Annotated in this window: 22 protein-coding genes; 11 read left to right on the top strand and 11 right to left on the bottom strand. The window is 69.5% G+C overall.

Annotated features, from left to right (window positions below):
* From DP939_RS48230 to DP939_RS36350, 3 genes are all read right to left on the bottom strand, one after another.
* Positions 1-384 carry a pilin gene (locus tag DP939_RS48230; RefSeq protein WP_113985373.1) on the bottom strand — a complete coding sequence of 128 codons (384 nt, stop codon included), beginning with the start codon at positions 382-384 and terminating at the stop codon, positions 1-3.
* A gap of 326 nt (positions 385-710) precedes the next feature.
* The gene (locus DP939_RS36355) at positions 711-1,481 is read right to left on the bottom strand and encodes a hypothetical protein (protein WP_147268265.1); all 771 of its coding nucleotides are present in this window, start codon (positions 1,479-1,481) and stop codon (positions 711-713) included.
* A gap of 358 nt (positions 1,482-1,839) precedes the next feature.
* Positions 1,840-2,166: a hypothetical protein gene (locus DP939_RS36350; protein WP_113985371.1), complete on the bottom strand. Its 327-nt coding sequence runs from the start codon at positions 2,164-2,166 to the stop codon at positions 1,840-1,842.
* 668 nt (positions 2,167-2,834) lie between these two features.
* Here DP939_RS36350 and DP939_RS36345 point away from each other — a divergent pair.
* Positions 2,835-3,059 (top strand): hypothetical protein, encoded by a 225-nt coding sequence (locus DP939_RS36345; protein ID WP_113985409.1) that lies wholly within the window; start codon positions 2,835-2,837, stop codon positions 3,057-3,059.
* 912 nt (positions 3,060-3,971) lie between these two features.
* On the opposite strand, the gene DP939_RS46470 is transcribed toward DP939_RS36345, so the two are convergent.
* Together DP939_RS46470 and DP939_RS36340 are read right to left on the bottom strand one after the other, a co-directional pair.
* On the bottom strand, positions 3,972-4,124 hold the full coding sequence (locus DP939_RS46470) for a hypothetical protein (protein ID WP_158578906.1): 153 nt from the start codon (positions 4,122-4,124) through the stop codon (positions 3,972-3,974).
* 23 nt (positions 4,125-4,147) lie between these two features.
* Complete coding sequence (locus DP939_RS36340) at positions 4,148-4,429, bottom strand: hypothetical protein (protein WP_113985370.1); 282 nt, start codon at positions 4,427-4,429, stop codon at positions 4,148-4,150.
* A 322-nt stretch (positions 4,430-4,751) separates the two neighbouring features.
* On the opposite strand from DP939_RS36340, the gene DP939_RS36335 reads away from it, so the two are divergent.
* The 4 genes from DP939_RS36335 (at position 4,752) to DP939_RS36320 (ending at position 8,496) form a co-directional block, all read left to right on the top strand.
* Positions 4,752-5,495: a hypothetical protein gene (locus tag DP939_RS36335; protein ID WP_113985369.1), complete on the top strand. Its 744-nt coding sequence runs from the start codon at positions 4,752-4,754 to the stop codon at positions 5,493-5,495.
* 5 nt (positions 5,496-5,500) lie between these two features.
* The gene (locus tag DP939_RS36330; RefSeq protein ID WP_199565651.1) at positions 5,501-6,448 is read left to right on the top strand and encodes a TRM11 family SAM-dependent methyltransferase; all 948 of its coding nucleotides are present in this window, start codon (positions 5,501-5,503) and stop codon (positions 6,446-6,448) included.
* Positions 6,449-6,569: 121 nt separating this feature from the next.
* Positions 6,570-6,851: a helix-turn-helix transcriptional regulator gene (locus DP939_RS36325; protein WP_225878710.1), complete on the top strand. Its 282-nt coding sequence runs from the start codon at positions 6,570-6,572 to the stop codon at positions 6,849-6,851.
* A 7-nt stretch (positions 6,852-6,858) separates the two neighbouring features.
* Complete coding sequence (locus DP939_RS36320) at positions 6,859-8,496, top strand: site-specific integrase (protein ID WP_113985366.1); 1,638 nt, start codon at positions 6,859-6,861, stop codon at positions 8,494-8,496.
* A 498-nt stretch (positions 8,497-8,994) separates the two neighbouring features.
* On the opposite strand, the gene DP939_RS36315 is transcribed toward DP939_RS36320, so the two are convergent.
* The 6 genes from DP939_RS36315 to DP939_RS36290 all read right to left on the bottom strand — a co-directional run bounded on the left by DP939_RS36315 (position 8,995) and on the right by DP939_RS36290 (position 14,405).
* The gene (locus tag DP939_RS36315) at positions 8,995-9,423 is read right to left on the bottom strand and encodes a type II toxin-antitoxin system VapC family toxin (RefSeq protein ID WP_113985365.1); all 429 of its coding nucleotides are present in this window, start codon (positions 9,421-9,423) and stop codon (positions 8,995-8,997) included.
* A complete protein-coding gene (locus tag DP939_RS36310) occupies positions 9,420-9,656 on the bottom strand; it encodes a hypothetical protein (protein ID WP_113985364.1) in 237 nt (78 codons plus the stop codon). Before DP939_RS36310 ends, DP939_RS36315 begins: the two co-directional genes overlap by 4 nt.
* 75 nt (positions 9,657-9,731) lie before the next feature.
* Positions 9,732-10,646: an N-acetylmuramic acid 6-phosphate etherase gene (gene murQ / locus DP939_RS36305; RefSeq protein WP_113985363.1), complete on the bottom strand. Its 915-nt coding sequence runs from the start codon at positions 10,644-10,646 to the stop codon at positions 9,732-9,734.
* Between the two features lie 90 nt (positions 10,647-10,736).
* On the bottom strand, positions 10,737-11,600 hold the full coding sequence (locus tag DP939_RS36300; protein WP_113985362.1) for a GNAT family N-acetyltransferase: 864 nt from the start codon (positions 11,598-11,600) through the stop codon (positions 10,737-10,739).
* A 133-nt stretch (positions 11,601-11,733) separates the two neighbouring features.
* Positions 11,734-13,224 carry an arabinosylfuranosidase ArfA gene (gene arfA / locus DP939_RS36295; RefSeq protein WP_113985361.1) on the bottom strand — a complete coding sequence of 497 codons (1,491 nt, stop codon included), beginning with the start codon at positions 13,222-13,224 and terminating at the stop codon, positions 11,734-11,736.
* A 119-nt stretch (positions 13,225-13,343) separates the two neighbouring features.
* Positions 13,344-14,405: a hypothetical protein gene (locus tag DP939_RS36290; protein ID WP_225878709.1), complete on the bottom strand. Its 1,062-nt coding sequence runs from the start codon at positions 14,403-14,405 to the stop codon at positions 13,344-13,346.
* Positions 14,406-14,761: 356 nt separating this feature from the next.
* Here DP939_RS36290 and fdh point away from each other — a divergent pair, with 356 nt between their 5' ends.
* The 6 genes from fdh (at position 14,762) to DP939_RS36255 (ending at position 25,019) form a co-directional block, all read left to right on the top strand.
* Positions 14,762-17,935, top strand: coding sequence for a formate dehydrogenase (gene fdh / locus DP939_RS36280; RefSeq protein WP_147268264.1), 3,174 nt, complete (start codon positions 14,762-14,764; stop codon positions 17,933-17,935).
* A 4-nt stretch (positions 17,936-17,939) separates the two neighbouring features.
* Positions 17,940-18,692 carry a 4Fe-4S dicluster domain-containing protein gene (locus DP939_RS36275; RefSeq protein ID WP_113985357.1) on the top strand — a complete coding sequence of 251 codons (753 nt, stop codon included), beginning with the start codon at positions 17,940-17,942 and terminating at the stop codon, positions 18,690-18,692.
* A complete protein-coding gene (gene nrfD / locus DP939_RS36270; protein WP_225878708.1) occupies positions 18,689-19,627 on the top strand; it encodes an NrfD/PsrC family molybdoenzyme membrane anchor subunit in 939 nt (312 codons plus the stop codon). Before DP939_RS36275 ends, nrfD begins: the two co-directional genes overlap by 4 nt.
* 327 nt (positions 19,628-19,954) lie before the next feature.
* Positions 19,955-20,260: a hypothetical protein gene (locus DP939_RS36265; protein ID WP_113985355.1), complete on the top strand. Its 306-nt coding sequence runs from the start codon at positions 19,955-19,957 to the stop codon at positions 20,258-20,260.
* Between the two features lie 488 nt (positions 20,261-20,748).
* On the top strand, positions 20,749-22,149 hold the full coding sequence (locus DP939_RS36260; protein ID WP_263972370.1) for a flavin monoamine oxidase family protein: 1,401 nt from the start codon (positions 20,749-20,751) through the stop codon (positions 22,147-22,149).
* The gene (locus DP939_RS36255) at positions 22,146-25,019 is read left to right on the top strand and encodes a ferritin-like domain-containing protein (RefSeq protein WP_113985353.1); all 2,874 of its coding nucleotides are present in this window, start codon (positions 22,146-22,148) and stop codon (positions 25,017-25,019) included. The genes DP939_RS36260 and DP939_RS36255 overlap by 4 nt, the downstream gene beginning before the upstream one ends.
* The last annotated feature ends 21 nt before the right edge of the window (positions 25,020-25,040 follow it).

Genomic DNA, 25,040 nt, shown 5'->3' with positions numbered 1-25,040 from the left:
CTACGCCCCCACGATCCCCTTGAGGACGCTCACCAGAAGCGGCGCAAGAACGGCCACGCCATAGCCGAGGGCGGCATAACGAAGGGTCTTCTTCGCCGCTTCGACCTCACCGGGGTCGCCTCCTGCCAGGATGTAGCGGACCCCGCCCACGGTGAGGAACAAGGTCGCCAGACCGACCAGCAGGCCGACGATGACATTGCGCAGGTTGTCGATCACCTGGCTCAGCGAGGACGGGGCGGCCAGACCCTCGGCAACGATGTCCGGGCTCGCCCTCGCGACGTGGGCGATACCGATCGCGAGGATGAAACCAAGGCCGATCGAGGCGGCGACGGTGGCGGCGATGAGATGGGCCGTGCGCCGACTTCTACGGGAGCGGGCTATCACTGACCACCTTCCCTGAGCATGCGGGGTGTGCCCCGAGCCGAAGCGGGCAGGGCGAGCACTTGGGCGATGAGTCCTTGGAGAGGCAGCGCGGAGGCGAGACCGGCTGGGGCCGGGTGGGCGTCCTCCTTCGAGCGGCGAAGCGTGCGGGCCGGTGGCGACAGGGACCGGTGACCGTGTGCGGCCCCAGCCAAGGCCGGGCCTCCGCGCTTCCTCTTCACCTGGGAAAAGACTTGGCCGTCGAGCCGATTTCGGACATCGGCCGGTGCCGAATTTGCTTTTCGCTGACCGGCGAGCAGCTATCGCGCGTGCTCGCCATCGGCGGTGTGCTACAGATCGCCGCCGGTCAGGTCACCATTGACGATCGCCTGGCGCAGTCGCGCCTCGGCACGCTGGCGTCGCTTGAGGATGGTGCAGTACAGCAGGCCACGGCGGCGGCAGTAGTCGCTGAGCGGAATGTTCTCCAGTCGGGTGACCGCGATGATCTCCGCGGCTTCGGCGGTGATGATTCCTTGTGTGACCGCTTTCGCGAGAAGCAGGTCGGCGTGCCCCGACGGATAGGCGAGGGTGTGCCCTTCGGCCGTCTCTGCGTCGTTGAGCAGGCACGGCCGCTGCAGTACCCCGCTTCGCGCCACGGACCGGCGGGTCAGACGAGACAGCCGCAGCAATGGGTGGGTCCATTGCAGATTGACCTTGGACAGTGCGTCCATGAAGCCGGTCAGCACCTCGGCCTCGACATCGTCGCGCTCCGCATCCGCCGACCGGCAGATCGATGTGGCGAGGCGGCGCAGCATCGGCATGGCCAGCGCCACGGCGGCCACCATCCACGCGCCCCGCCGTACCCGGGCCTGACCGATCAGATGCCGCCACACCTCATCACGGGTCACCCGCCCGCAGGAGGGGTGAAGCAGGATCGCCCGCAGCTCCTCCAGCGCGATGACTCTGGCCGGAAGACCGGCTCCGAGGTGGGCTCCGTCGATGCCGAGCGACTGCGGCCCCTGCATCAGCAGGCGGAACGCGTCTTCGGCCGCATCCAGCGGCCCGCGAACGTGAGAGAAGGATGAGGCGGTACGAGGGGCGTGCGATGTGGGCTGGGACATGACAACTCCCGAATGAAGCGTGGATTCGGACGTTGCTCATGCCGCCATATGTCACGTACAAGAACCGGGCACTTTCCGGACAGACATTGCTGTGGGTAATATTTTCGGCGGCCCCTGCTCAAAGTTCCCAAGCGCCTTGCGGTATGGCGAAACCTCGTCGATTATGTTGCCGCGCCCCTCCCTCGCCGCCGACAGGGCTCAATGCCCAGCGGCTGCCCGTTGATGGCCCTCACCTGCAATGATGCGCGTCACCGTGACGGCTGAGGTCAAACTTCCATCAAAGTCGATGCCTGCGCAGCGTCGGCCACGTTCGCTCCGACCTACGCAATTCACGGAGAGCGCCCTATTTAGCCGACGTTTAGTCCTTCTTGATTCCGAGTTCAGGTGCCGCGCCACGTGGGGTGAATTCGCCGGTCAGGCGGCGGGCCATAAGATCGATATGGATTATTGTTTCGGAGCGGACGTACAGGGTCTCGTTGCCGCGGACCAGGCGGCGGCAGAGCATGAGCCGGCCGAGGGTACGCTCAGCCACACAGCGGCGTGGCAGTGAGGTGAAGCCTCGGGCGGCGGAGTCTCGGCGGACGACTTCGAGGTCGATGCCAAGGGTGGCTCCGCCGTCGATGACGGTGGTCCGGCAGGCACTGTCGGCCAGGGCTTTGGTGACCCCCGCGGCCCCATCCCTCATCCGGCCAGGAGGCCTCCCTATATCTGATGCCCTGCTGCAGTACACCGCCACCAGCCCTAGCACCGCTCAAAGCAGGCAACCCCGGAAACGCTCTTCAGCGCGGCGATCTCACTCACCGAAGAACGCGGTGCCACACATCCATGATCTTGCTGAGCGGGCATGTATCAGCAGATGCAGACATGTCTGCATTAGGATAGATGTAGACTTTGAGAGCCGTACTTTGACCGCGCGGCCGGTTCTGCGTGCTACTTTGTAGTAGGTATGCCATTGATCCTTATTCGGACACAATAAGTATCACAGGGGAAATGGCGAACTCCCCAACGCAACGGCTGGTCGATGGGGTCAGAGATGGGTCGGGCACCTCGTCGAGGTGCCTGGTGGCTCACGCCACATCCGTCTTGTCCGAACGGATAAGTAATGCAAGTTCACCCCGTGTGGCTGCGGCTTGTGGCCGCAGCACTGCTGTCCCTGCCCCTATTGTGCGTTGTCCTCCTGTCCGCCCCAGCATGGGCCTCGTGGCCTTTCCTGCCGGAGCACCGGCAGCGGACAGTGCTCTCGTTCGTCCGCCAGCTCACCCTGTGGGCAAGGGCGATCGGTGGGGAGAGATAGCAACACACACCGAGGCCCGCACGGCTCCTGCCGTGCGGGCCTTCGCCGATACTGGCCTGGTGAACTCCCCCGAGAAGCGCAAGCCGAACACCACCTACACAGCGCCCGTAGGGTCGATCGACTTGATGCACGCCAAAGCCGACGGTACGCCGAACGAGATCTGGCCTTGTCACGACTGCCTTCCTTGGCACGCCGAAGTTGTCGTTGTCGATGAGGAGATCGTCGTGCGTGAGTGGCACGCCATCGACTGTCCGCACTTCCAAGACCTGCTCAAAGACGACTGACCACGACGATCTCAACTGGATGGCCAGATCGCAGTGACGACAGGGCGGAGCCACGACAGTGCCCGTCACGATCGACTCAACCTGGCGGAGCCATCCACAGCCCTCACGCCCATGTACCGCCAACGAGTTCGGTCACCTTTGGGCGAAACGTCATACTTTCATAGCTAATCGTCCGAACAATGCACGATTTACGGTGAGCGGGAGCGGACACAGGCCTCCGCCGCAGATTTCCAGGGTTCAGGGTTTGGAGGAGTTGTCCACCGAGGGTAACTCTGCTGAGTCCGCCCAGGATGGGTACGTGCCAGGCCGTCGCCATTGCGCTGCCCTCTTGCTATCGAGAGTGGTGCGAAGGGTAAGAAGTTGCGGTGTTTCCCCTGGAGTTGCCCGACCGGCGGTGGCAGGGTCGTGCTGGACCCGCCAGCGGGCGCCGGTACCCAGCGGGGTCGTGGTACTCGGGTCACAGGGAGGTGATCTCCAGAGTGACCAGGGAGTACATGCTGGAGACCGTGCCCAGGCCGAGCGTGCACAAGTGATGTCAAGGGACGGTCCGGTGAGGTTCATCAGGACCGTGTCACCGACTAGCAGGCTAGAGGTGACGGCGCCGGTGAGGGTGATAGCCCGGGCGGGAGGTGGAGTTCAGCGAGATCGTGGAGGTCTGCCCGGTGTTCCAGACACTGGTGGAGGGTCTCCGATCTGGCCTGGAGCAGGCCCAGGCAGGAACGTGTCACGGTGGCCTGGACCCTACGCGTGCCGGAGGTCAGCGTGTGTACGCCGGGGGGAGACACATGGCTCAACCGGCTTCGGGCACCGCATCGTGCGAGTACTCGACATAGCAGTGAATCGGCTCGATCTCGCGCGACGACCCCCTAGGCGTCCTGATCTCCCACGGGAACAACCGTGCGCGGTCGCGGCCTACTCGGTGCCGAAATAGCCGAAAGCGGCGAGCCTGCCCGACTGGTCACCGACGGCGTCCTTGACCGTCATCAGCCTCGCCACCGCGATGCTGAGCTCGCGTCTGAACATTCGCACGCGGATCTCGATCATCCACAACGAACGGCCGTCCATCGGGCGATATGGGTAACGGTCTTTCAGACGAGGGCTCGCCCCGCCGCCCGGGCTGTCCGGCGTACCTCGGCCATGTCGCCGATCTCGCCGCCGACTTGTTGATCAGTCAGCACCAGCTGGCCGTGGTAGCCACGGTAGGCCGGCCGCAGCGACGCTTCCATCAAAGTCTTGAGGCGATCGACCTTCTTACCGAACCGGCGCTCGGCGAGCTCGTCATGCCCGGCCGCCTCGATCGCCGCCCGAGATCGACCCCTGATCCAGCCGAAGAGGTACCGCTTTTCAAAGTAGAACGACAGACAGCACAAGGGCAGCCGTTCGCCGATCTCGAAGACGACGGGCGCCGCAGACCTTGTACGAAGGATGCTCGAAACCGGTACAGCAGCGCCCTGACCTGCATGAACAACGAACGGTGCGTACGGTACCGCCGGGAAGCGTGATCACCGCGGTTCCACACGGCCGCCGTTCTGCCCGGTTGTCCCATCTCGCTTCTCGCGGCAGGTATTTCCGATGTGACAGGGACCAGGCGGCTCGTGTGATCGGGCCACACCATCGTTGAACCCACCTCACCACCACACTCGCGCTCTGCACCGGAGCGACCCGGACAGTGGCGCACAGGGGCACCTGCCATTGAGCGTCTGGCTCGCCGCCAACGACACCGAACCGGAACCCTCATGCCGTTATGGCTGCTGCCGGCCGGTCAGTACGCTCCTCGCCCGGCATCTGATCACCACCTGCACACGGCTCGGCGGCCTGGTCATCGACATCGACGCGGCCGACCATGCCATCGTCTCCAGCGCTTTGACCACCGGCTGCCGGGCCGTGGCCACCTTTAGCGACCCCGCCCGGGCACACCGCTGCTGGCAGGCGTTGCAGCGCTTGCATCCCCGCCATGACCTTGAGGTCGCCGACCTGCGCCTCGCCCCGACAGGCACCACCCACCGCATGGTCACCGATCTGCTCGGCACTGCCGATCTCGTCATCGCCAAACGCTGTTGCCGCCAAAGCGAGCAGGTGGGGCTGGCCCTCCTAGCGGCGCTGGTGAAGCCGGGAGGTCATCTGGCCGTCATTACCAGCCTGCATCGCGCAGGCGGACACGTCCATGACCCCGCCCCGGACATCATCGACAATGCCCGGCAAGCAGAACTGACCTACCTCCAGCACATCGTGGCCCTTCACGTCCCCGTCCGCGGCGGGCGCCTCGAACCACCCCCGGCCTGGCGAGTACCCGCGCCAGGCCCGGCTACGGCACGGTGTGCCGGGCTGCCGATCAGCACCCGGCTCCACACCGACGTGCTGATCTTCACCAAGCCCCGGCAATCACCACGGGTGGCCGATCTCCCCACTGAGAACGCAGGAGGTGACCCCTCGTGATCGAGATGACCACGTCGGTCTGGGCGACCGGGCAACAGCCCTCCCGCATCCAGCGGCGCGGGCGCTATCTGCCCGCCTCGATGAAGCACCCCGCCAAGATGCTCCCCGCGATCGCCGCCCAGGTCATCGCCACCTACACCCGCCCCGGTGATCTCGTCATCGACCCGATGTGCGGCATCGGCACCACACTGGTCGAGGCCGTCCACCAAGACCGGCACGCCGCCGGAGTCGAGTTGGAAGCGCGCTGGGCCGACCTCGCCGTCGCCAACCTCGCCCACGCACGCCGAGCTGGAGCGGCCGGGTTCGGCCGGGTCGTCACCGGAGACGCCCGACGCATCGCGCAGCTGCTACCCGACCTGCACGGCAAGGCGGGCCTGGTGCTGACCTCTCCCCCCTACGGGCTGGCCACCCATGGTCACGTCCGCTCCACCCGCGACACCGGACAGCCCGGGGTCCGCAAATGGAATCACCACTACACCGACCGTGCCGACCGGGCCAACCTGGCGTACCGGCGGCTCCCGGGGCTGCTGGACGGCTTCTCCCGCATTCTCGCGGGCAGTATCCGGATGCTGCGGCCCGGCGGCGTGGTCGCGGTCACCGCCCGCCCCTACCGCAACCGCGGCGAACTCATCGACCTCCCCGGCCAGATCATCACCCTCGGCCGCCGGGCGGGACTGGAGTTCGCCGACCGGATCGTCTGCCTGCTGTGCGGCCTCGGCGACGGCACGCTGCTGAACCGCGCGTCGTTCTTCCAGCTCCACGAAGCGCGCCGGGGATGGACGCACGGGCGGCCGATCCATGCCATCGCACACGAAGATCTCCTCGTCTTCCGCAAGCCACCAGACGGCCGCCCTCCGGCCAGGCACCCGGGCACCGTCCCCGGCCATCCGGCACTACACCGCTCAGCACCGGAAACAGCGACATCAGCCGATGGACCAGCGGATTTCGCTTGACGGCGCGGTCCAAGGTGGGTGTCGATACCGCTCGCCACGGCCCACCCACCAGCGGGCCGGGCCGGCGAAACGCACACCATCCCGCCACCTGTGCCCGGACCTGCCCCATGGAGGTGACTTGATGACCGCACGACCAACCAGCAGCGAGCGGGATGAACCCGCCCTCGACTCCGAGGAGCGGCATCACATGGCGGAGGCAGAGTATCCCGCCGTGATCGGCGTGGTCGCCGCCGGGAAACTACTCGGAATGGGCCGGACCAAGGCATACCGGCTGGCCAAGACCGGGCGATTCCCCTGCCCGGTCCTACGGATCGGCAGCCGGTACGCGGTGCCGGTACGCGGGGTGCGTGCGCTGCTGGGATATCGCGACACCCACGAGTGCCGCGAACACTGGAAAGGATGACACCACGGTGGCCAACGGATCCACCTACAAAAGCTGCTCCTGCCGCGACGAGACGACCGGCCGTAGGCTCGGCAAAACCTGCCCCAAGCTGCGCCGAACAGGCGGCGGTGGGGAACGATGGAGCAGTACCCACGGACGCTGGGCCTATCAACTCGAACTCCCCGCCCACGCCGACGGGCGACGCCGCAACCCGCTACGCCGCAGCGGCTTTTCTACGCTGGAGGACGCCGAAGCCGAACTCGACCACGCCCGCGGACTGCTCGCCCTTGACGATGACCCGCACGTGCGGCGGCAGATCACCGAACTCATCCTCACCACCCTCAAGGACACCCGGCACCTGCCGCCGATGGAAGAGATACGCCGGAAGGTCCGCACCCGGCAAGACCTCAACCGGCACCTCACCGTCGCCGAATGGCTGGAGGAATTCCTCGCCCGCAAACGCCGTATCGATGCCACCACCCGCCGCGGCTACGCCACCGACATCCGCCTCTACCTCACCCCTTACCTCGGCCACATCCGCCTGGACCGGCTCCGCGTCTCCGACATCGCGGGCATGTTCGACGCCATCGAGGAGTTCAACGACACCATCACCCAAGCCCGCGCCAGCGGCGACCCCGAACAGATCGTGGAAGTGCGATACCGCCGCCCCGTCGGCGCCTCCTCCATGCACCGCATCCGCGCCACCCTGCGCCACGCCCTCAACATCGCGATCAAACAAGACCGCCTGCTCGACTTCAACCCCGCCGCCGTAGTCGAACTCCCTGCCATCACCCGCCCCAAACCCGCCGTGTGGACCGCCGAACGCGTCGCCTGCTGGCAAACCGACCACACCCGGCGACTGGCCACCGCCAAGCAGCAGCGGCCGATGGGCGGCGTCGATGTGATCGGCGTCTACCTCGCTGGGGATCGGCCCTCCCCCGTGATGGTCTGGACCCCGCAGCAGACCGCGGTCTTCCTCACCCACGCCCGGCTTCACCGGCTGTACGCCCTGTACCGGCTGATCGCGCTACGCGGGCTCCGCCGAGGAGAAGCCGCCGGGCTGCGCTGGCGTGAGGTGAACGAGTCGGCCAAGACGATCGGGATCAACTGGCAGATCACCCAACTCGGCTGGCAACCCATCCAGGGCAAACCGAAAACCGACGCCAGCGACCGCGTCATCGCCGTAGACGCCCAGACCATGGCCGCCCTCCGCCACCACCACGCCCAGCAGGCGAAAGAACACCTCGCCGCAGGCCAGGACTGGGCTGGCAGCGGGTTTGTGTTCACCGACGAACTCGGACGACCGCTGCATCCCCAGCACCTCACCGACCAGTTCTATTGGCTCGCCTATGAGGCGGGACTACCACCGATCCGCCTTCACGACCTGCGCCACGGAGCCGCCTCCATGATGCTCGCCGCCGGAGTCGAACTGAAGATCGTCCAAGAAACCCTCGGCCACGTCTCCTCGACCTTCACCCGCGACACCTACACCAGCGTCTACCCCGAGGTAGCAGCCGCGGCGGCCGAGCAGACCGCCGCCCTCATCACCACCCCAGCCCCGCCACCGATCCCCGCCGCCCGCACAGGCCGGTTGGAACGGCAGGGGCGTACGGCGCGGCCACGGCGGCTGAAGGCCGCAGGGGGCGACACCACAGCCGACACCTGACCGAGACGGGCCCGCTGCGGGGCTGCAGCGGGCCTGCTCCCTCACCGGCAGGCGCCCCGACAGCCAGGAATGATCTTGATCGATCACAGACCTCACCCGGGCATATCGCCCGAAGGGCTCGGCGCTCGGTCACCGCCGCCTCAGATACCGGTGGCCTAAACGATCATTGATGTGCCCGGTCCGTGCCCGCGAGCAACCGGCGAGCGACCACGCGAGACGAACTGCTCGTCGCGAGTGCTCCTCTGGGGAGGGGGCGCTGGTCAGGTGGGGTGGGAGTGGTGGGGCGCCAGGGGCTCGAACCCTGAACCTACAGATTAAAAGTCTGCGGGTTCACTGCCGTCCGATGCCGTGGCGTGCCGTCTTGTGCCGTTCTGTCCGCCGCTGTCCCTGCCGTTCTACCGGGTGATGTCACCGCGTGCCGTGCGGTACCGCGACAAGCGAGCAACCATCGAGCAAACCGGGCTCTTGATCCGTTCGGCCGTCCCAACCGTGGCCGTTTCAGGCGGCGATCACCTGGATCTGGGATTCGAGCCCTGCGAAGTCGTCGGGGTTCCGGGTCACCAGGGGAAGCGCGTTGGCCGCGGCGATCGATGCGATCAGCAGGTCGGCGAGCCGCTTGCGCGGCTGGCGACCGAGATCCAGTACGAGCGCGTAGATGATCCCGTAGGCGCGGGCGGCGTCGGTGTCAAAGGGGATCGGGTCGAAGGTTGACTCCGCCCACTGCAGCACCGCCTGCCGTACGGCTCGCGCGTCGGCGGTCTTGGCCGCGTGCGGGCCGGCCGCGAGTTCGGCCATCGAGATGGAGCTGATCGCCGGGCGCAGGTCGCCTGGCCGACAGCCGAGAGAGCCGGCGATGTGCTGCTCGTCGAGCCGTTCGAGATCGATGATGGCGGAGGTGTCCAGCAGCAGGTTGTGCGGGTCGCTCACCGGTCGTCCCCGAGCAGGGTATCGGAGTCGATCACGGCGTCGACGTCGCTGCGGAACTCGGCGTAGTCGATGCGCGGCAGACGGGCGGCTGCGCGCCTGAGCTCGCTCCACGGCACGAAGGCCCGGCGGCCGGTGACCAACCGGAGCGCGTGGGCGCGGACCTCGACCAACTGGTCGGGGGTCAGCTGCTCGACGAGGTGGTGCACGTCGTCGTAGTCATGGGCGACGGTCATGTCTTCGAGTGTACGCACGGCTCCTGCCCAGGTGGCTCGAAATACCGCGGACGCCGCTCAGTGGCGGGGCCGGGGTCAGGCGCTGCCTGGGTCTGTGGCGAGTACGGCGTCCAGGCGGTCGCCGTGGGTGCGTAGTAGGGCGCGGGCGGCTTCCGCGCCGACCTCCCGCTCGATCATGACGACGGCGGTTCGGACGTCCCAGCCGGCCGATTCGACCACGGGGCGGGCCACGTCCGGGTCGACCCCGGTGATCCCGGCGACCATCCGCACGGCGCGGTCGGCGAGCTTGGTGTTCATCGCCGACAGGCCGACCATCTGGTTGCCGTAGGTGCGGCCGAGCCTGATCATGGTGATCGTCGAGATCATGTTGAGCACGAGCTTCTGCGCGGTACCGGCCTTGAGCCTGGTCGAGCCGGTGACCACCTCCGGCCCGACGACGACCTCGACGGGGTGCTCGGCCGCCGCCGACAGCGGCGTGCCCGCGTTGCAGGACAGCGCCGCGGTGAGCGCGCCCCGCCGGGCGGCCTCGGCGAGGGCGCCCAGCACGAACGGCGCGCGCCCGCTGGCCGACACGCCGACCACGGAGTCCAGGGGGCCGATGCCGAGTTCGGCGATCGACCGGACGCCGTCGGCGTGGTCGTCCTCGGCGCCCTCCACCGAGCGGGTCAGCGCGGGCGCTCCCCCGGCGATCACGCCCTGCACCAGCTCGGGGTCGGTGCCGAAGGTCGGCGGGCACTCCGAGGCGTCAAGTACGGCGAGCCGCCCGGACGTACCGGCGCCCACGTAGATCAGGCGCCCGCCCCGGCCCATCCGCGCGGCGATGGCGTCGATCGCCGCGCTGATCGCGGGGATCGCCCGCGCGACCGCGGCGGGCACGGTGGCGTCGGCCGCGTTCATCAGCCGCGCCACCTCTTCCGTCGGGAGCCTGTCGATCCGCCGGTAGCGCGGATCGCTCTGCTCGGTGGACAGTGCGGCAAGTTGCTCAGTCATGTCATCCCATGTCGCTAACTTTCACCGAAGACTTCCATTATGCAAAATAGCTTCGCCCGATGGTACGGCGGGGTCCCCTTCAGAGCCACATCAGCGCAGGTCGCGGCGGTATAGCCAGAAAACGCGCTCGACCCGCGCGCCGACCGTCCTGGCGTAGAAGCGCATCGGACCCACCCAGGAGATCTGCGCCGTGGCGTGCCCCCGGTCGCGCTGCTCGGCCAGGCAGCGGCGCAGCAGTACGCCGCCCACGCCCAGCCCGCGCGCCTCCTCGGCGGTGCCCATCGGCCCGAACCACTCCGGCCGCGTGCCCCACGCCGCGAACCCGATGACCTCACCGGCGCGTACCGCGTAGTGGCAGCCGGTGGCGTACTCGATCTCCCAGGCCCAGTTGTCGTTCCAGTGCTTCCTGCCGAAGGCGGCGACCCGGTCGCGGTCGCTGGGCGGGGCGCTGTAGACGGTGACGCCGGACTTCGCCAGCCGATCCAGGTCGTCGCTCACGCCGAGGTCTCCGGTCAGGTCGGCGGTCATGTTGAAGGCGGTGTGGTAGCGCTCGTAGCCCAGGCTCTCGGCCAGACAGGCGGCGGGGGTGGCGCGCACGTCGATGCCGGGCCAGGCGTAGCAGGGCGGGTTGCCGGCCATCCGGACCTGTGCCGCGCCGTTGCCGCGCAGCCAGTCCTCCGCCGCGCGGACCAGTTCCTTGCCGAGGCCGCGCCCCCTGGCCCTGGGATGTACGGCCAGCAGGTCGATGTGCCCGATCGAGGGGTCGGCCTGCGACAGCGAGGCGTACGCCACGCCGTCCTCACCGGCCAGCAGCGCCGTCCAGACCCGGCCGGGCGGCGGGGCGGCGAGCCTGGCGGTGAGGGCAGGGGCCTCCGCGCTGTCGAGATCGAGCGCGGCCGAGGCCAGCGCCGCGATGGCGGCGCGGTCTGCGTCGGTGGCGGTTCGGACGGTCATGCCTGGTCATCCTCCGGAGGTCGTGTTCAACCGACCCGTGCGGAGTCACCCCGCCGGGGCCGTGCCGTCGAGACCGAGGTCGCGGACACGGCCAGGATACCCAGCGCCATCAGGCAGTGATCATGAACAGGGATCAGGCGTGCAGGCGGACGAGGCTCCAGGACATGGCGGGGAGGCGAGCGTGCAACACCCCGGCGTCGATGCGGACGCCGGGCAGGGGCCGCGGGACCACGGTCTCAGCGCCGGGGCCGTTGACCCGGTGCGGGTCGTCCTCGGCGAGGCAGGCGGCCAGGCCGACGCGGGTCACGCCGACGTCGCGTACGTCGGCCGCAAGGTCCAGCGCCTCGGTGACGCCCCGGTTGACCAGCAGCAGGGTGACGCCCTCGTCATCGAGGGTGGCGACCGCGGAGAGCTGGGGCGCGTCGCCGTACCTGGCGGTGTCCAGGGTCGGCCCGACCGGCTCCACCCGCAGCACCTCGCCGCGCGCGTGCCGGGCGGTCAGGGCGAACGGGTGGAAGATGGTCTGCCGCCAGGCCGGGCCGCCGGGCTCGGTGCGGATCGGGCCGATGACGTTGGCGAGCTGCGCCTGGCAGGCCACGGTGACCCGGTCGGCGTGCCTGAGCAGGGTGATCAGCAGGTCGCCGACCACGACGGCGTCGGCCGCGGTGAAGGTGTCCTCGATGAGCCGCGGGGCCTCCTCGAAGGCCGCCCGGTCCCGGCCGGTGAACCGCGAGAAGTTCCAGACGTTCCACTCGTCGAAGGACAGCGCGATCCGCTTGCGGGAACGCCGCCTGGCCGCCACGCCGTCGGCGGTGGCGACCACGGCGTCGATGAATGCGTCCATGTCCACCGCGCTGGCCATGAACCCCGGCAGGTCCCCGTCCTCCTCGTAGTAGGCGTGCAGCGAGAGGTAGTCCACCGCGTCGTACGCCTCGGCCAGGACGGTCGCCTCCCAGGTCCCGAAGGTCGGCATGGAGCTGTTGGAGCTGCCGCACAGCACGAGTTCGACGTCCGGGTCCACCAGGCGCATCGCCTTGGCGGTCTCATTCGCCAGGCGCCCGTACTCGACGGCGGTCTTGTGCCCGATCTGCCAGGGTCCGTCCATCTCGTTGCCCAGGCACCACAGCCTGATCCCGTACGGGTCGGCCACGCCGTGCCTGATCCGCAGGTCCGACCAGTGCGTGCCGCCCGGGTGGTTGGCGTACTCCAGCAGGTCGCACGCCTCCTGGATGCCGCGCGTGCCGAGGTTGACCGCCATCATCGGTTCCACGCCGGCGGCCCGCGTCCAGGCCATGTACTCGTTCAGCCCGAACCGGTTGGTCTCGATCTGCCGCCAGGCGAGGTCCAGCCGGTTGGGCCGCTCGGCGGCCGGGCCGACCCCGTCCTCCCAGCGGTGGCCGGAGACGTAGTTGCCGCCCGGGTAACGGACGACCTCGACGCCCATCTCCCTGGTCAGGTCGATGACGTCGGTGCGCAGGCCCCGCTCGTCGGCGGCGGGGTGGCCGGGCTCGAACACGCCCGTGTAGACGCATCGGCCCATGTGCTCCACGAACGAGCCGAACAGCCGCCGGTTGACGGGGGCGATGGTGAAGGCCCGGTCCAGGGTCAGGCGGGCGGTCGGCACGTGGGGTCCTCCAGTTCGGGGGCAGACGGTACGTACTCTTTTACATCGTTGCAACCAACGTTGTAAATCGCTTGCGAACGAACGGCCGGCCGGCTGTCGCCGACCGGCCGCAGGTGAGGTCAGCGGGTCGCCGAGCCGTTGACGGTGAGCACCGGGTCGGGCGTGACGATCGCCGGGAAGGTGCCGGTGTCGATGATGCCGTGCTCGTTGAAGGCCGCCTGGAGCAGCGCGTACGCCTTGGGCTCCAGCTTCCACAGCGCGCGCCACTCGCGGGCGGTGGTCAGCGAGATGCCGGTCTCCGCCGCGATGTCGTCCGCGCGGGGCACGTACTTGCGCTCGATCTGCTCGTCCCAGTAGCGGCGGGCGGCCCGCATCAGCGCGGCGCGCTGCGCGGTGTCCATCGGCTGCTGCGGTACCTGGGCGCCCTCGACCATCTCGAACTCCTCGTCCTCGTCGTCCGGGCGCGGCAGCGCCGAGGATGACGGCAGCGCGTGCGCGACGGGCTCGGGGTCCCAGGGCACCGGCGGCTTGAGGTCGATCAGCACGTTGGTGTTGTAAAGCGCGCCGATCTGGGAGAGCAGCGCCTCCTGGCGGGCGGAGTCGACCGCGAGCCCGGTGTGCTCCACGGCGCGGTCCATCGCCTGGTCCAGCTTGGCCAGGGCGTGCCGCATCTTGCGCTCGGAGGCCCCGCTCTCGCGCAGCGCGCGGGCCCGCTTGGCGGCCAGCGCGACCTTGGTCAGCCTGCGGTGGGCGTCCACCTCCGACGCGGTACGGTCGCTGACCTCGGCGAGGCCGATCCTGACCATGATCCGCTCCGGGGTGAGCCGCCAGTTGATCTTGCCGCGGCCGGTGATCCGGTGCCGCTCGATCGCCATGCCGCGCTCCCACAGCCAGGCCGCCACCAGCGGGGCGGCCAGCCGGAAGACGGCTTCGGGCAGGCTGCGGGCGTCCATGCTGGACAGGATCGCGGTCAGCCCGGTGAGCGCCCACACCGCGATGCCGTCGATGCCGGCCGAGAAGTTCTCTCGCATGCTGCGCCGGGCGCGGACCGCGCTGGTGATCACCGCGACCTCGATGAACGCGAACAGCAGCAGCCGCAGCGGGCCGTCGAAGCCGAGGACGTCGCTGGAGAAGCGCCACATGCCCTGCGCGGACACGCCCGTGGCGATGCACGCGGCCACTATGGTGAGGATGTCCTCGATCGGACGCGGTGCGACGAATCTGTTGAAAAGCCGTGCCCCCGCACGGCCCCCTGCGCGCAGGGCCAGGACGGCCACGCCGAGCAAGGCGAGAGCGATGACGCTTACGACGACTGTTCCGACCGGATTTTGTGCTGCGAAGGTGGTTATCTCATCGATGGAGGGCATTCGTCACTGTCCGTCAGTCTCGTTGCCTGAGTGTATTCCAGCGATCATGCCAGAAGGTCACGCCCTCGATGACCGAATCAGGGGTTCACTCCGGAGTTTGACGAACAGCTAGGACGGGCCGCAAGAATGACCCTGCATAAAGCCCCCGCAATCGGGGCACAGCCCATGGCATGGACCTTCGCGGTCTGATCGGCCGCTGGCCGGTCATCCGGCAGCTTCGCGGCGAGGACGGGCGCGGTTCGGCGGCCCGTTCGGCGCGCACCGACGCGCTGCGCCCGCGCACGGCCGAGGCCGACTCGGTCGCGCGCTCGGTGTGCCCCTACTGCGCGGTGGGCTGCGGCCAGCTCGTGTACGCCAAGGACGGGAAGGTCACCCAGATCGAGGGCGACCCCGACTCCCCGATCTCACGCGGCCGGCTGTGCCCGAAGGGGGCGGCGAGCAAGCAGCTCGTCACGCACCCGGGGCGGCAGACCACGGTCATGTACCGCAGGCCGTACGGCACGGAGTGGGAGAGCCTGGACCTCGCCACCGCGATGGACATGATCGCCGATCGGGTGATGGCCACCAGGCGGGACACCTGGCAGGAGACCGCCGACGGCAAGGTCGTGCGGCGCACCATGGGGCTGGCGAGCCTGGGCGGGGCGACGCTCGACAACGAAGAGAACTACCTGATGAAGAAGCTGTACACCGCGCTCGGCGCGATACAGGTGGAGAATCAGGCGCGCATTTGACACTCCTCCACCGTCCCCGGTCTGGGGGCCAGCTTCGGGCGCGGCGGCGCCACGACCTTCCAGCAGGACCTGGTCAACAGTGACTGCATCGTGATCCAGGGCTCCAACATGGCCGAGTGCCATCCGGTGGGGTTCCAGTGGGTCATGGAGGCCAAGGCGCGCGGGGCCAAGGTGTTCCACATCGACCCGCGCTTCACGCGCACCAGCGCGATGGCCGACGCGCACCTGCCCATCCGGGCGGGCAGCGACATCGTGCTGCTCGGCGCGCTGATCAACCATGTGCTGAAGGGCGCGCACGACTTCCGCGAGTACGTCCTGGCCTACACCAACGCCGCCACCATCATCTCGGAGGACTTCCGCGACACCGAAGACCTCGACGGCCTGTTCTCCGGCTTCCAGGCGGACAACGCCTCCTACGACCCGGCGAGCTGGTCCTATGAGGGCGAGGACGCCCCCAGGGAGCGCGAGGAGCACGCCAGGGGCGGGCGGGTCCACGCCGGAGCGGCCAGCGCCGACCAGTACGGCTCCGGCGGGCCGTCGGCGCACCCGACGCCGCACACCGACCCCACCCTGACCCACCGCAGGTGCGTGTACCAGCTGCTCGCCCACCACTTCGCGCGCTACACGCCCAAGCTGGTCGAGGAGCTGTGCGGCATCCCGCGCGCCGACTTCCAGCGGCTCGCCGACGCGATCGTCGCCAACAGCGGCAGAGACCGCACCACGGCGTGGGTCTACTCGGTCGGCTGGACCCAGCACACGGTCGGCGCGCAGTACATCCGCGCGGCCTCGATCCTGCAGCTCCTGCTGGGCAACATCGGCCGCCCCGGCGGCGGCATCCTGGCCCTGCGCGGCCACGCCAGCATCCAGGGCTCGACGGACATCCCGACGCTGTTCAACATCCTGCCCGGCTACATGCCGATGCCGCACGCCGAGCTGCACGAGACCCTGGAGGACTACCTCGGCTACGCCGCGGGCGACACCGGCTTCTGGGGCAACAAGCGCTCCTACATGGTCAGCCTGCTCAAGGCGTGGTGGGGCGACTCGGCCACCGCCGACAACGACTTCCGCTTCGACTACATGCCGCGGATCACCGGCGACCACGGCACCTACGCCACGGTGTTCGGGCAGATCGACGGCACGGTCAAGGGCTACTTCGTGATCGGCGAGAACCCGGTCGTGGGCTCGGCGGGCGGGCGGGCGCAGCGGCTCGGCCTGGCGAACCTGGACTGGCTGGTGGTCAGGGACCTCGTCCCGATCGAGACGGCCACGTTCTGGAAGGACGGGCCGGAGATCGAGACGGGCGAGCTGCGCACCGCCGACATCGGCACCGAGGTCTTCTTCCTCCCCGCGGCCTCGCATGTGGAGAAGGAGGGCACGTTCACCCAGACCCAGCGGCTGCTGCAGTGGCGGGAGAAGGCGGTCGATCCGCCCGGCGACTGCCGCAGCGACCTGTGGTTCTACTATCACCTGGGCAAACTCCTGCGGGAGCGGGCCGGCGACACCGAGATGGACGCGCCGCTGCGCGACCTCACCTGGGACTACCCGGAGGAGGGCGAGCACGCCGAGCCCTCGGCCGAGGCCGTGCTGCGCGAGATCAACGGGACCGGTCCGGACGGGCGGGCGCTGTCGTCCTATCTCGAACTGGCCGCCGACGGGTCCACCCGCTGCGGCTGCTGGATCTACTGCGGCGTGTTCGCCGACGAGGTCAACCAGGCGGCCAGGCGCAAGCCCGGCCGGGAGCAGTCGCTGGTCGCCCCGGAGTGGGGGTGGGCCTGGCCGCTGAACCGCCGCATCCTGTACAACCGCGCCTCGGCCGACCCGCAGGGGCGTCCGTGGAGCGAGCGGAAGTCCTACATCGTCTGGGATCCGGAGCGGCGCGAGTGGACCGGCCCCGACGTACCGGACTTCGAGAAGGACAAGCCGCCGGACTACGTGCCGCCGCCGGGCGCGACCGCGCAGGCCGCGATCGCGGGCGACTCGCCGTTCATCATGCAGACCGACGGCAAGGGCTGGCTGTTCGCCCCCGCCGGGCTCGCCGACGGGCCGCTGCCCACGCACTACGAGCCGGACGAGTCTCCGGTGCCCAACACCCTGTACGGCACGCGCGCCAACCCCGCCAGGAAGATCTACCGGCGCGCCGACAACCCGGCCAACGGGACCAGGTTCCCGTACGTGCTGACCACGTACCGGCTGACCGAGCACCACACGGCGGGCGGCATGAGCCGTTCCCTGGCGCACCTGGCGGAGTTGCAGCCGGAGATGTTCTGCGAGGTGTCCCCGCAGCTCGCCGCCGAGCTGGGGCTGGGCAACGGCGGCTGGGCGACGATCATCACCAGCCGGGCCGCGATCGAGGCCAGGGTGCTGGTCAGCGAGCGGGTCCGGCCGCTGCGGGTGGCCGGGCGGACGGTCCACCAGATCGGCGTGCCCTACCACTGGGGCTGGGCGGGCGGCGGCCTGGTCACCGGCGACGCGGCCAACGACCTGCTGGGCGTCGTACTGGACCCCAACGTCTACATCCAGGAGAGCAAGGCGGCCACCTGCGACGTGCTGCCCGGGCGGCGGCCGCGCGGGGCGGCGCTGCGGGCCCTGATCGAGGAGTACCGGCGTGAGTGAGCGGATGGGGTTCTTCACCGACACCAGCGTGTGCATCGGGTGCAAGGCGTGCGAGGTCGCCTGCAAGGAGTGGAACAACGTGCCCGACGACGGGTTCGTGTTCCGGGCCACGTCTTATGACAACACCGGCGGGCTGGGCGCGAGCACCTGGCGGCACGTGGCCTTCATCGAGGACTTCACCGAGCGCGGCGACCGCTGGCTGATGTCCTCCGACGTGTGCAAGCACTGCACGCACGCGGCCTGCCTGGACGTCTGCCCGACCGGCGCGCTGTTCCGCACGGAGTTCGACACCGTCGTGGTGCAGGCCGACGTCTGCAACGGGTGCGGCTACTGCGTCCCGGCCTGCCCCTACGGGGTGATCGACCGCCGCGAGGACGACGGGCGGGCGTGGAAGTGCACGCTGTGCTACGACCGGCTGCGCGACGGCCTGGAACCGGCCTGCGCCAAGGCGTGCCCGACCGACTCGATCCAGTTCGGCCCGCTGGACGAGCTGCGCGAACGCGCCGCGGAGCGGCTGTCCACGCTGCACGAGGCCGGAGTCGCCGAGGCCAGGCTGTACGGCGAGCGTCCCGATGACGGCGTGGGCGGCGACGGCGCGTTCTTCCTGCTCCTGGACGAACCCGAGGTGTACGGCCTGCCGCCCGACCCCGTGGTGACGACCCGTGACCTGCCGTCGATGTGGCTGTGGGCCGGGGCGGCGGCGGTGTCCATGGCCGCCGTGTGCGTCGGCGTGTTCGCCCGCGGGGCGCGCCGATGAGCCGCGAGCGGGCGATGGTGCCCGAGCCCGAGTTCCGCTCCTACTACGGGCAGCCGATCATCAAGGGCCCGCTCTGGCACGAGCCGCACATGCCCGCCTACCTGTACCTCGGCGGCCTGTCGGGGGCGTCCTCGCTGCTGGCCGCCGGGTGCGAGCTGACCGGCCGGGACCGCCTGGCCGCCCCCGCCAAGATCGCCGCCGCGGCCGCGGGAACGGCGGGCGCGGCGTTCCTGGTGGCCGAGCTGGGCCGCCCGGAGCGCTTCCTGAACATGCTGCGGGTCTTCAAGACGACCTCGCCGATGAGCGTCGGCTCGTGGATCCTCGCCGCGCAGAGCGGCCTCGCCGCCGTCGCCGCGGGCTCCGCCCTCACCGGCCTGCTGCCCTCCATCGGCAAGGCCGCCGGGCTGGCCACGGGGATCACCGGGCCGATGATGGCGACCTACACGGCGGTGCTGGTGGCCGACACCGCCGTGCCGTCCTGGCACACCGGTCACCGGGAGCTGCCGTTCCTGTTCGCGGGCAGCGCGCTGGCCAGCGCCGGGGCGGTCGCCATGGTCGCCGCCCCGCACCGGGAGGCCGGTCCGGCCCGGCGGATGGCGATGGTGGGCGCGGCGATGGAGACCGTGGCGGGCGAGGTGCTCGAACGGCGGCTCGGCCTCCTCGCCGAGCCGTACCGCGAGGGGTCGGCCGGGCGGCTGATGCGCGCGGCGCGGGTGCTGACCGTGACCGGAGGCGCGCTCGCGGCGGTCTCCGGCCTCACCAGATGGCGGACGCCGTCCGTCCTTTCGGCCGCGGCGCTGACGGCGGGGTCGCTGTGCGTCCGCTTCGGCGTACTGCGGGCGGGCCGCGCGTCGGCCGCCGACCCCAAGTACACGGTCGTCCCGCAGCGCGAACGAATCGACGCCCGGGAGCGGAACCGAGCGCACGGCCGGTGATTTGTGTGGACACGGTTGGTGGGCACGCCTCAAGGCCAACTCGCATCCCCCGAAGGCCAGGGCGCGTGGCGCCCGGTCTCCCGTACTGTCCAGGCTGAGCGCTTCGGCCGAGTCCGCAGACAGTCACGTCCAAGGGCCGGTGGCGAAAAGGCCAGGGACACGGCCGAGTTGCCGGCCATAGCCAGGAATGCCTCTCAGGACGCCTTTCCCTCCGCCGCGGTGGTGACCGTGGTGAGCACCAAATGGGCAGCCAATGGCCTGTCAATTGGACAGCTTCTCCGGCGAAAGTAAAGGCGCAAGGTTCACCCCTCCGACAGAAGGGCGGTCATGAGGGCGACCTTTCGCAAGATCCTCACCTCAGGAGCGGTCGCCGCGGCGCTCCTCCTGGGCGTACTCGTCAGTCCGGCCTCCCCCGCGTTCGCCATCAACGGCGTTGCCTGCCCCAAGGATGGCGGCGACTTCCTATATATCGGCAACGGCAACGGCGACCAGCACTGCCGGGCGAACGCGGGCACAGTAGGTATGGCCGCCCACGGCATTTACCACGTCCAGTCCGGCGACAACAATGCGACCATCCGGTACCAGCACCGCTTGAATAGCCCGGTGAATTCCTTCTATCGAACGACCACTTGACAATTCGGTGACCATCGGAGGGCCGGCACGCGCGAGGTGATCGGTCGGCCCGGAGGGTGCGCCGGTCGCGGCGGTCGCGGTCACGCCCGCGGGGATTCTGCGCTCCGGCGACGCCTCGCCTGGACAGGACGGCGCCTTGAGCACCCCGGCGCCGGTCCGCACGGGCGGCCGGACGGCGGAGACCGGGGAGGGCGCCGGGCCAGACCCCCGCGCGTCTGGACGCGGTGCCGGCAGGCACCCGGCGGTTTCGGCACGTTCGTACATCCTGCCGCAAGAGGCGGACACGTCCTGGCAGCTACTGCTGGGAAGTGCCCCTCGTCAGGTGATGCCTCCGCGTCAGCGGACGGGGGAAAACATCGCCGGTCCTTCTCACATTGACCACGGAGGTTGGAGGTTGGAGGTTGTCCAGATTGCCCGCACAACCACAGGGGACCGTTCCGAGAGCGACGGGCCTCACGCGCGCCGAGGTCCCAGGGCCGTCGGTCGCCGTGCTCGGGGGTGGTATGGCCGGCCTGGTCGCGGCGTACGAGCTCGGCAAACTCGGGTACCAGGTCGAGCTTTACGAAGCAGGAAGCCGGATCGGCGGGCGCGTGCACACACACCGGTTCGACGCCGACCCGACCGGCTCCTTCGCCGAGCTGGGTGCCATGCGGTTGCCGGCGCACCATGTGCGAACGCTCTCTTACATCGACGAGTTGGGGCTGTCGGATCGCTTACGCCCCTTTCGCTCATGGCTGTCGGACGGGAGGGCCTTCCTTGCCATGGAGCCGGGCCCTGTGCAGGTCTCCGAGGCCGCACCCGCGCTGGTCGGCGAGTTACGGGCGAGGCTCGGTGAGCCCGGCTACCGGGAGGAGAGCCTGCTGTTCGCCGCGTGGCTGATCGCGGCGGTGCGGGCGCTCTCACCCCAGCGGCTGCGCGACCAGCTCGACAACAAGATCGTGCTCGGCAGGCTGCTCGGCCAGCTCGACGGCATGAACCTGGGGCCGTACGTGCGCGGCGCGGACCGCCCGGCCGATCTGGAGGCCTTCTTCACCGACCATCCCCGGTGCCGCAAGGTTCTGCCACTGGAGCTGGACGGATTCCTCGACGACGTCCTCACCGAGATCAGTCCCGCGTTGCTCCGGCTGGAGCACGGCATAAGCGCCCTGCCCGAACGGCTGGCCCTCGCTTTGGGCTCTGCCGTACACCTTGGACACACACTGACCGGGCTGCGGGTGCGGGAACGCGATGTGATCCTCGAACTCTCCTGTGCGGGCCGCACGATCGTCCGCCGGGTGGACTACGCGGTCTGCGCGATCCCGTTCTCCGCCCTGCGCCACGTCCGCATGGACGGGCTGTCGCAGGACAAGGCCGAAGCGATCCGCACCACCGTCTACTGCTCCGCCACGAAGGTCGCCTTCCACTGCCGGGAACGGTTCTGGGAGCGCGAGGGCATCACCGGCGGAGCCTCCTTCACCGGCGGCGACATCCGGCAGACCTACTACCCCGACCACGGATCGGTGCTGCTGGCCAGCTACACGATCGGGGAGGAGGCCGACCGGCTCGGCCGGATGACGGCCGAGCGCAGGCACGAGCACGTCCGCCGGCAGCTCGCCGCGATCCACCCGGCCCTGGACGAGCCGGGCATGGTTCGGGCGGCGGCCAGCATGGCGTGGGGGCAGGACGGCCTGACCCACGGCGGCTGCACCGTCCGCTGGGGCAAGACCGCATCCGCGGCCGAGGCGGAACGGGAACTGGCCGCGCGCCCGGACAAGCATCTCTTCTTCGCCGGTGAGCACTGCGCGACCACTCCCGCCTGGATCGAGAGCGCGGTCGAGTCGGCGCTGGAGGCGGTCCAGGGCATCAGCCTGCACCGGTATGACCGGCGCCCGGTGAGCAGGTCGGCGTGAGCGTCTTCGACCTGCCCCGGCTGCGGTTCGCCGGCACCGCGCTGAGCAGGCTGCCCAGTGGCCCTGCGGCAAGTGACGTCGATCTGGCGACCGGCCGGGTGCACACGCTCCGCAAAGGAGACAACTTCGCCGGTAACGGCCACTTCCTGATCGACGCGGTGATCACCTCGGTGGACCCGCCGGCCGCCTCGCCAGATCCGGTCGTGGGACGCGCGGTGGATTTTTGGGGGCACTACAACGAGTACCTCGGCACCACGGCCAACCGAGCGCGGATCTTCGATGTGGATCCGGCGTCCCGCTGGTCCACGATCGTGATGGTGGGACAGTTCGGGTTCGGACGTTCCGGACGGTCATCCGACACGGGGTACATGCTCACCGGACAGGTCGAAGGGTTCCAGCCACCCCGGTGGCACCGGCCGGGCCAGGTGCTGCACCAGTTCGTGGTGGACCAGGCCGGCGGGCTGACCTGGCTGCCCGAAGCCGACCGCAGCCCGGCCGTCACCGCCTTGCGCACGCTTCTCGCCGCGGAACGGGCAAGTGGCCTGGTCGTGCAGTTCGTCCTGAACCACCGCACCCGCCCCGCACCGCGCGGCGAGCCACCGGGCGTCCCTTTCGACCTCGACGGCGTGATCGCGCCCTGGCACTCTCACGAGCTACGGACCTACCCGGCGGGCAGGCTGCTCACCTCCAGACGCGCCAAGGACACCTGCCGCCCGCCGGTCAACCTGACGCTGCAGATCACCCCGGCGGACCTGCTGGTGAACCTGGTCGAGCTACTGCCGCACGGGCTCTCCCTGCGCACCGCGCACTCCGGTTCGACGGTGGCCCACCTGCCTGCCGGCGTGACCGGGATCGTGTCCGCCGCCCTGACCGGGCCGCCCGAGCGTGCCGATGCGGAACCGCTGGAGGTCGTGGACGCGTCAGGAGCCGTGGTACTGGCGGAAGAGGTGGTGAACGTCCAGGTGGACGACGCCTGCGTGATCCTGGAACACCCTAGGGGACCGGAGGACGCCGACCACGACGTCGAGGTGACCGTCCGCTCCTTCGTGCGGGGCGTGCCCGCAGCCGTCTCGCGGGTGGAGGTCCGGCAGTGTGCGAACCCGCGGGCGACGCAGGGACGGCATCCAGTGGTGGCCCTGGACGGTGAGCCCTCCTGTGTCCTGAGCACCGACGCGTCCGGCCTTGGCACGTTCACTCTCAGAGGACTGCGTGCGGGTACGGCCCGGCTGTCGCTCTGCGCCGACGGGGAGGCCGCGCCACAGGGGCACGACGACGAGCGGCACTTCCCGGGCGCGATGACGGTGCGGGTGCTGCCCGACGACTGGCGGCTGGACGGCATCCCCCTGGAGAAGGTGGACTTCTCCCTGATCCACCGCGAGGTCTTCGCACCGTATGAGGAGTTGTATCCGTTCATGCGGGAGGAGGTGTTCAGCCTCGCCGACCGGTTCAAGGTGGAGACCTACGCCATGCTGATCTGGCAGATGTGCGACCCGCGCAACAAGGACCGCACGTACTACATGCCGCCCTCGCGTGATCTCACCGCGCCGAAGGCACGGCTGCTGCTGAAGTACCTGCGACGGCAGCAGACACCGCGCGACGTGCTCGTGGTCACCCCCGGCGGGCACGACGGCAGGCCGGTCCTGGCGACCCGCGACGCACTCGTCCGGGCGCTGCGCTGCGGAGCCGCCGTCGAGCTCGCGGTCATGCTCCAGTACCTGTACGCCGCGTACTCGGTACCCACCTACGGCACCGGCGTGGAGCTCGTCCGACGCGGCGAGTGGACCTCCGCTCAGCTGGCGATGGCCTGCGGGGACGGTGGAAAGACGGCGGACGGCGGAGTTCGCGGGACGCTCCTCGGCATCGCCCGAGAGGAGATGGTCCATTTCCTGATGGTCAACAACATCCTGACCGCCGTGGGCGAGCCGTTCCACGTGCCGCGGATCGACTTCGGCACGATCAACGCCGAACTACCGGTTCCGCTCGACTTCTGCCTGGAGGGCCTGAGCGTCGGCAGCGCCGAGCGGTTCGCCCGCATCGAGGAGCCGGCCGGGGCCTCCGGCGAGGTACGGCTCGGCAACCTGACCGGCGCGGCCGCACGGCCCGGATACGGCTCGCTGAGCGAGCTGTACGCCGACATCCGCGACGGGCTGACCCGGCTCCCCGATCTCTTCGTGGCCGCCGGGGAGAGCGGTGGCGGCGAGCACCACCTGTTTCTGCGCCGTTCCATCGACCGTGAGCACCCCGATTACCAAATGGAGGTCGACGACCTGCCCAGTGCCCTGTTCGCGATCGACGTGATCACCGAGCAGGGTGAGGGCGGCGTGCTCACCGCCGAGGACCCGGGCGAGGAGTCGCACCACGCCGCGTTCCTGCGGTTGTCGAGCCTGCTCGCCGCGGACCTGAGCTGGCGGCCGTCGTACCCGGTGCTGCGCAATCCCAGCCTGGACCCGGGCGACCACGCCAAGGACGCGATCACCGATCCGGTCGCGCGCGAGGTCGCGATGCTGTTCAACGATGCGTACTTCCTGATGCTTCAGCTCATGGTGCAGCACTTCTACGGCAGGCCGGGAGGGAGCCTGCGTCGTTCACCGCTGATGAATCACGCCATCGATGTGATGACCGCGATGATGCGGCCACTGGCCGAGCTGCTCGTCACGTTGCCTGCGGGCAGGGCGGGGCGCACCGCCGGCCCGACTTTCGAGCTGGACCTCCTGCCGGGTTACCTGGCGCAGCCCGGCGTCGCAGCGCGCACGCTCGCCGCCCGGTTCCAGCGGCTGGCCACGCGGGCGGCGGCCTGCTCGCTCGTACCCCGCCGGGTGGCGGAGCAGAGCGCCTTTCTCAGCGCGTACTTCCGGGAGGAGCGGGCGTGAGCAGCCCGAGGAACGAACGGA

The sequence above is a fragment of the Spongiactinospora rosea genome, from assembly GCF_003315795.1.
GTDB classification, from domain to species: Bacteria; Actinomycetota; Actinomycetes; order Streptosporangiales; family Streptosporangiaceae; genus Spongiactinospora; species Spongiactinospora rosea.
Note: the sequence above shows the minus strand (reverse complement) of the source record. Positions and strands in the feature narration are given on the sequence as shown.

Coding starts and splice junctions, on each gene's coding strand:
- DP939_RS36355 (WP_147268265.1), bottom strand. CDS start 1,481: ATGTCCCAGCCCACATCGCACGCCCCTCGTACCGCCTCATCCTTCTCT.
- DP939_RS36350 (WP_113985371.1), bottom strand. CDS start 2,166: ATGAGGGATGGGGCCGCGGGGGTCACCAAAGCCCTGGCCGACAGTGCC.
- DP939_RS46470 (WP_158578906.1), bottom strand. CDS start 4,124: ATGGACGGCCGTTCGTTGTGGATGATCGAGATCCGCGTGCGAATGTTC.
- DP939_RS36330 (WP_199565651.1), top strand. CDS start 5,501: ATGACCACGTCGGTCTGGGCGACCGGGCAACAGCCCTCCCGCATCCAG.
- DP939_RS36325 (WP_225878710.1), top strand. CDS start 6,570: ATGACCGCACGACCAACCAGCAGCGAGCGGGATGAACCCGCCCTCGAC.
- DP939_RS36310 (WP_113985364.1), bottom strand. CDS start 9,656: ATGACCGTCGCCCATGACTACGACGACGTGCACCACCTCGTCGAGCAG.
- murQ (WP_113985363.1), bottom strand. CDS start 10,646: ATGACTGAGCAACTTGCCGCACTGTCCACCGAGCAGAGCGATCCGCGC.
- DP939_RS36300 (WP_113985362.1), bottom strand. CDS start 11,600: ATGACCGTCCGAACCGCCACCGACGCAGACCGCGCCGCCATCGCGGCG.
- DP939_RS36275 (WP_113985357.1), top strand. CDS start 17,940: ATGGGGTTCTTCACCGACACCAGCGTGTGCATCGGGTGCAAGGCGTGC.
- nrfD (WP_225878708.1), top strand. CDS start 18,689: ATGAGCCGCGAGCGGGCGATGGTGCCCGAGCCCGAGTTCCGCTCCTAC.
- DP939_RS36265 (WP_113985355.1), top strand. CDS start 19,955: ATGAGGGCGACCTTTCGCAAGATCCTCACCTCAGGAGCGGTCGCCGCG.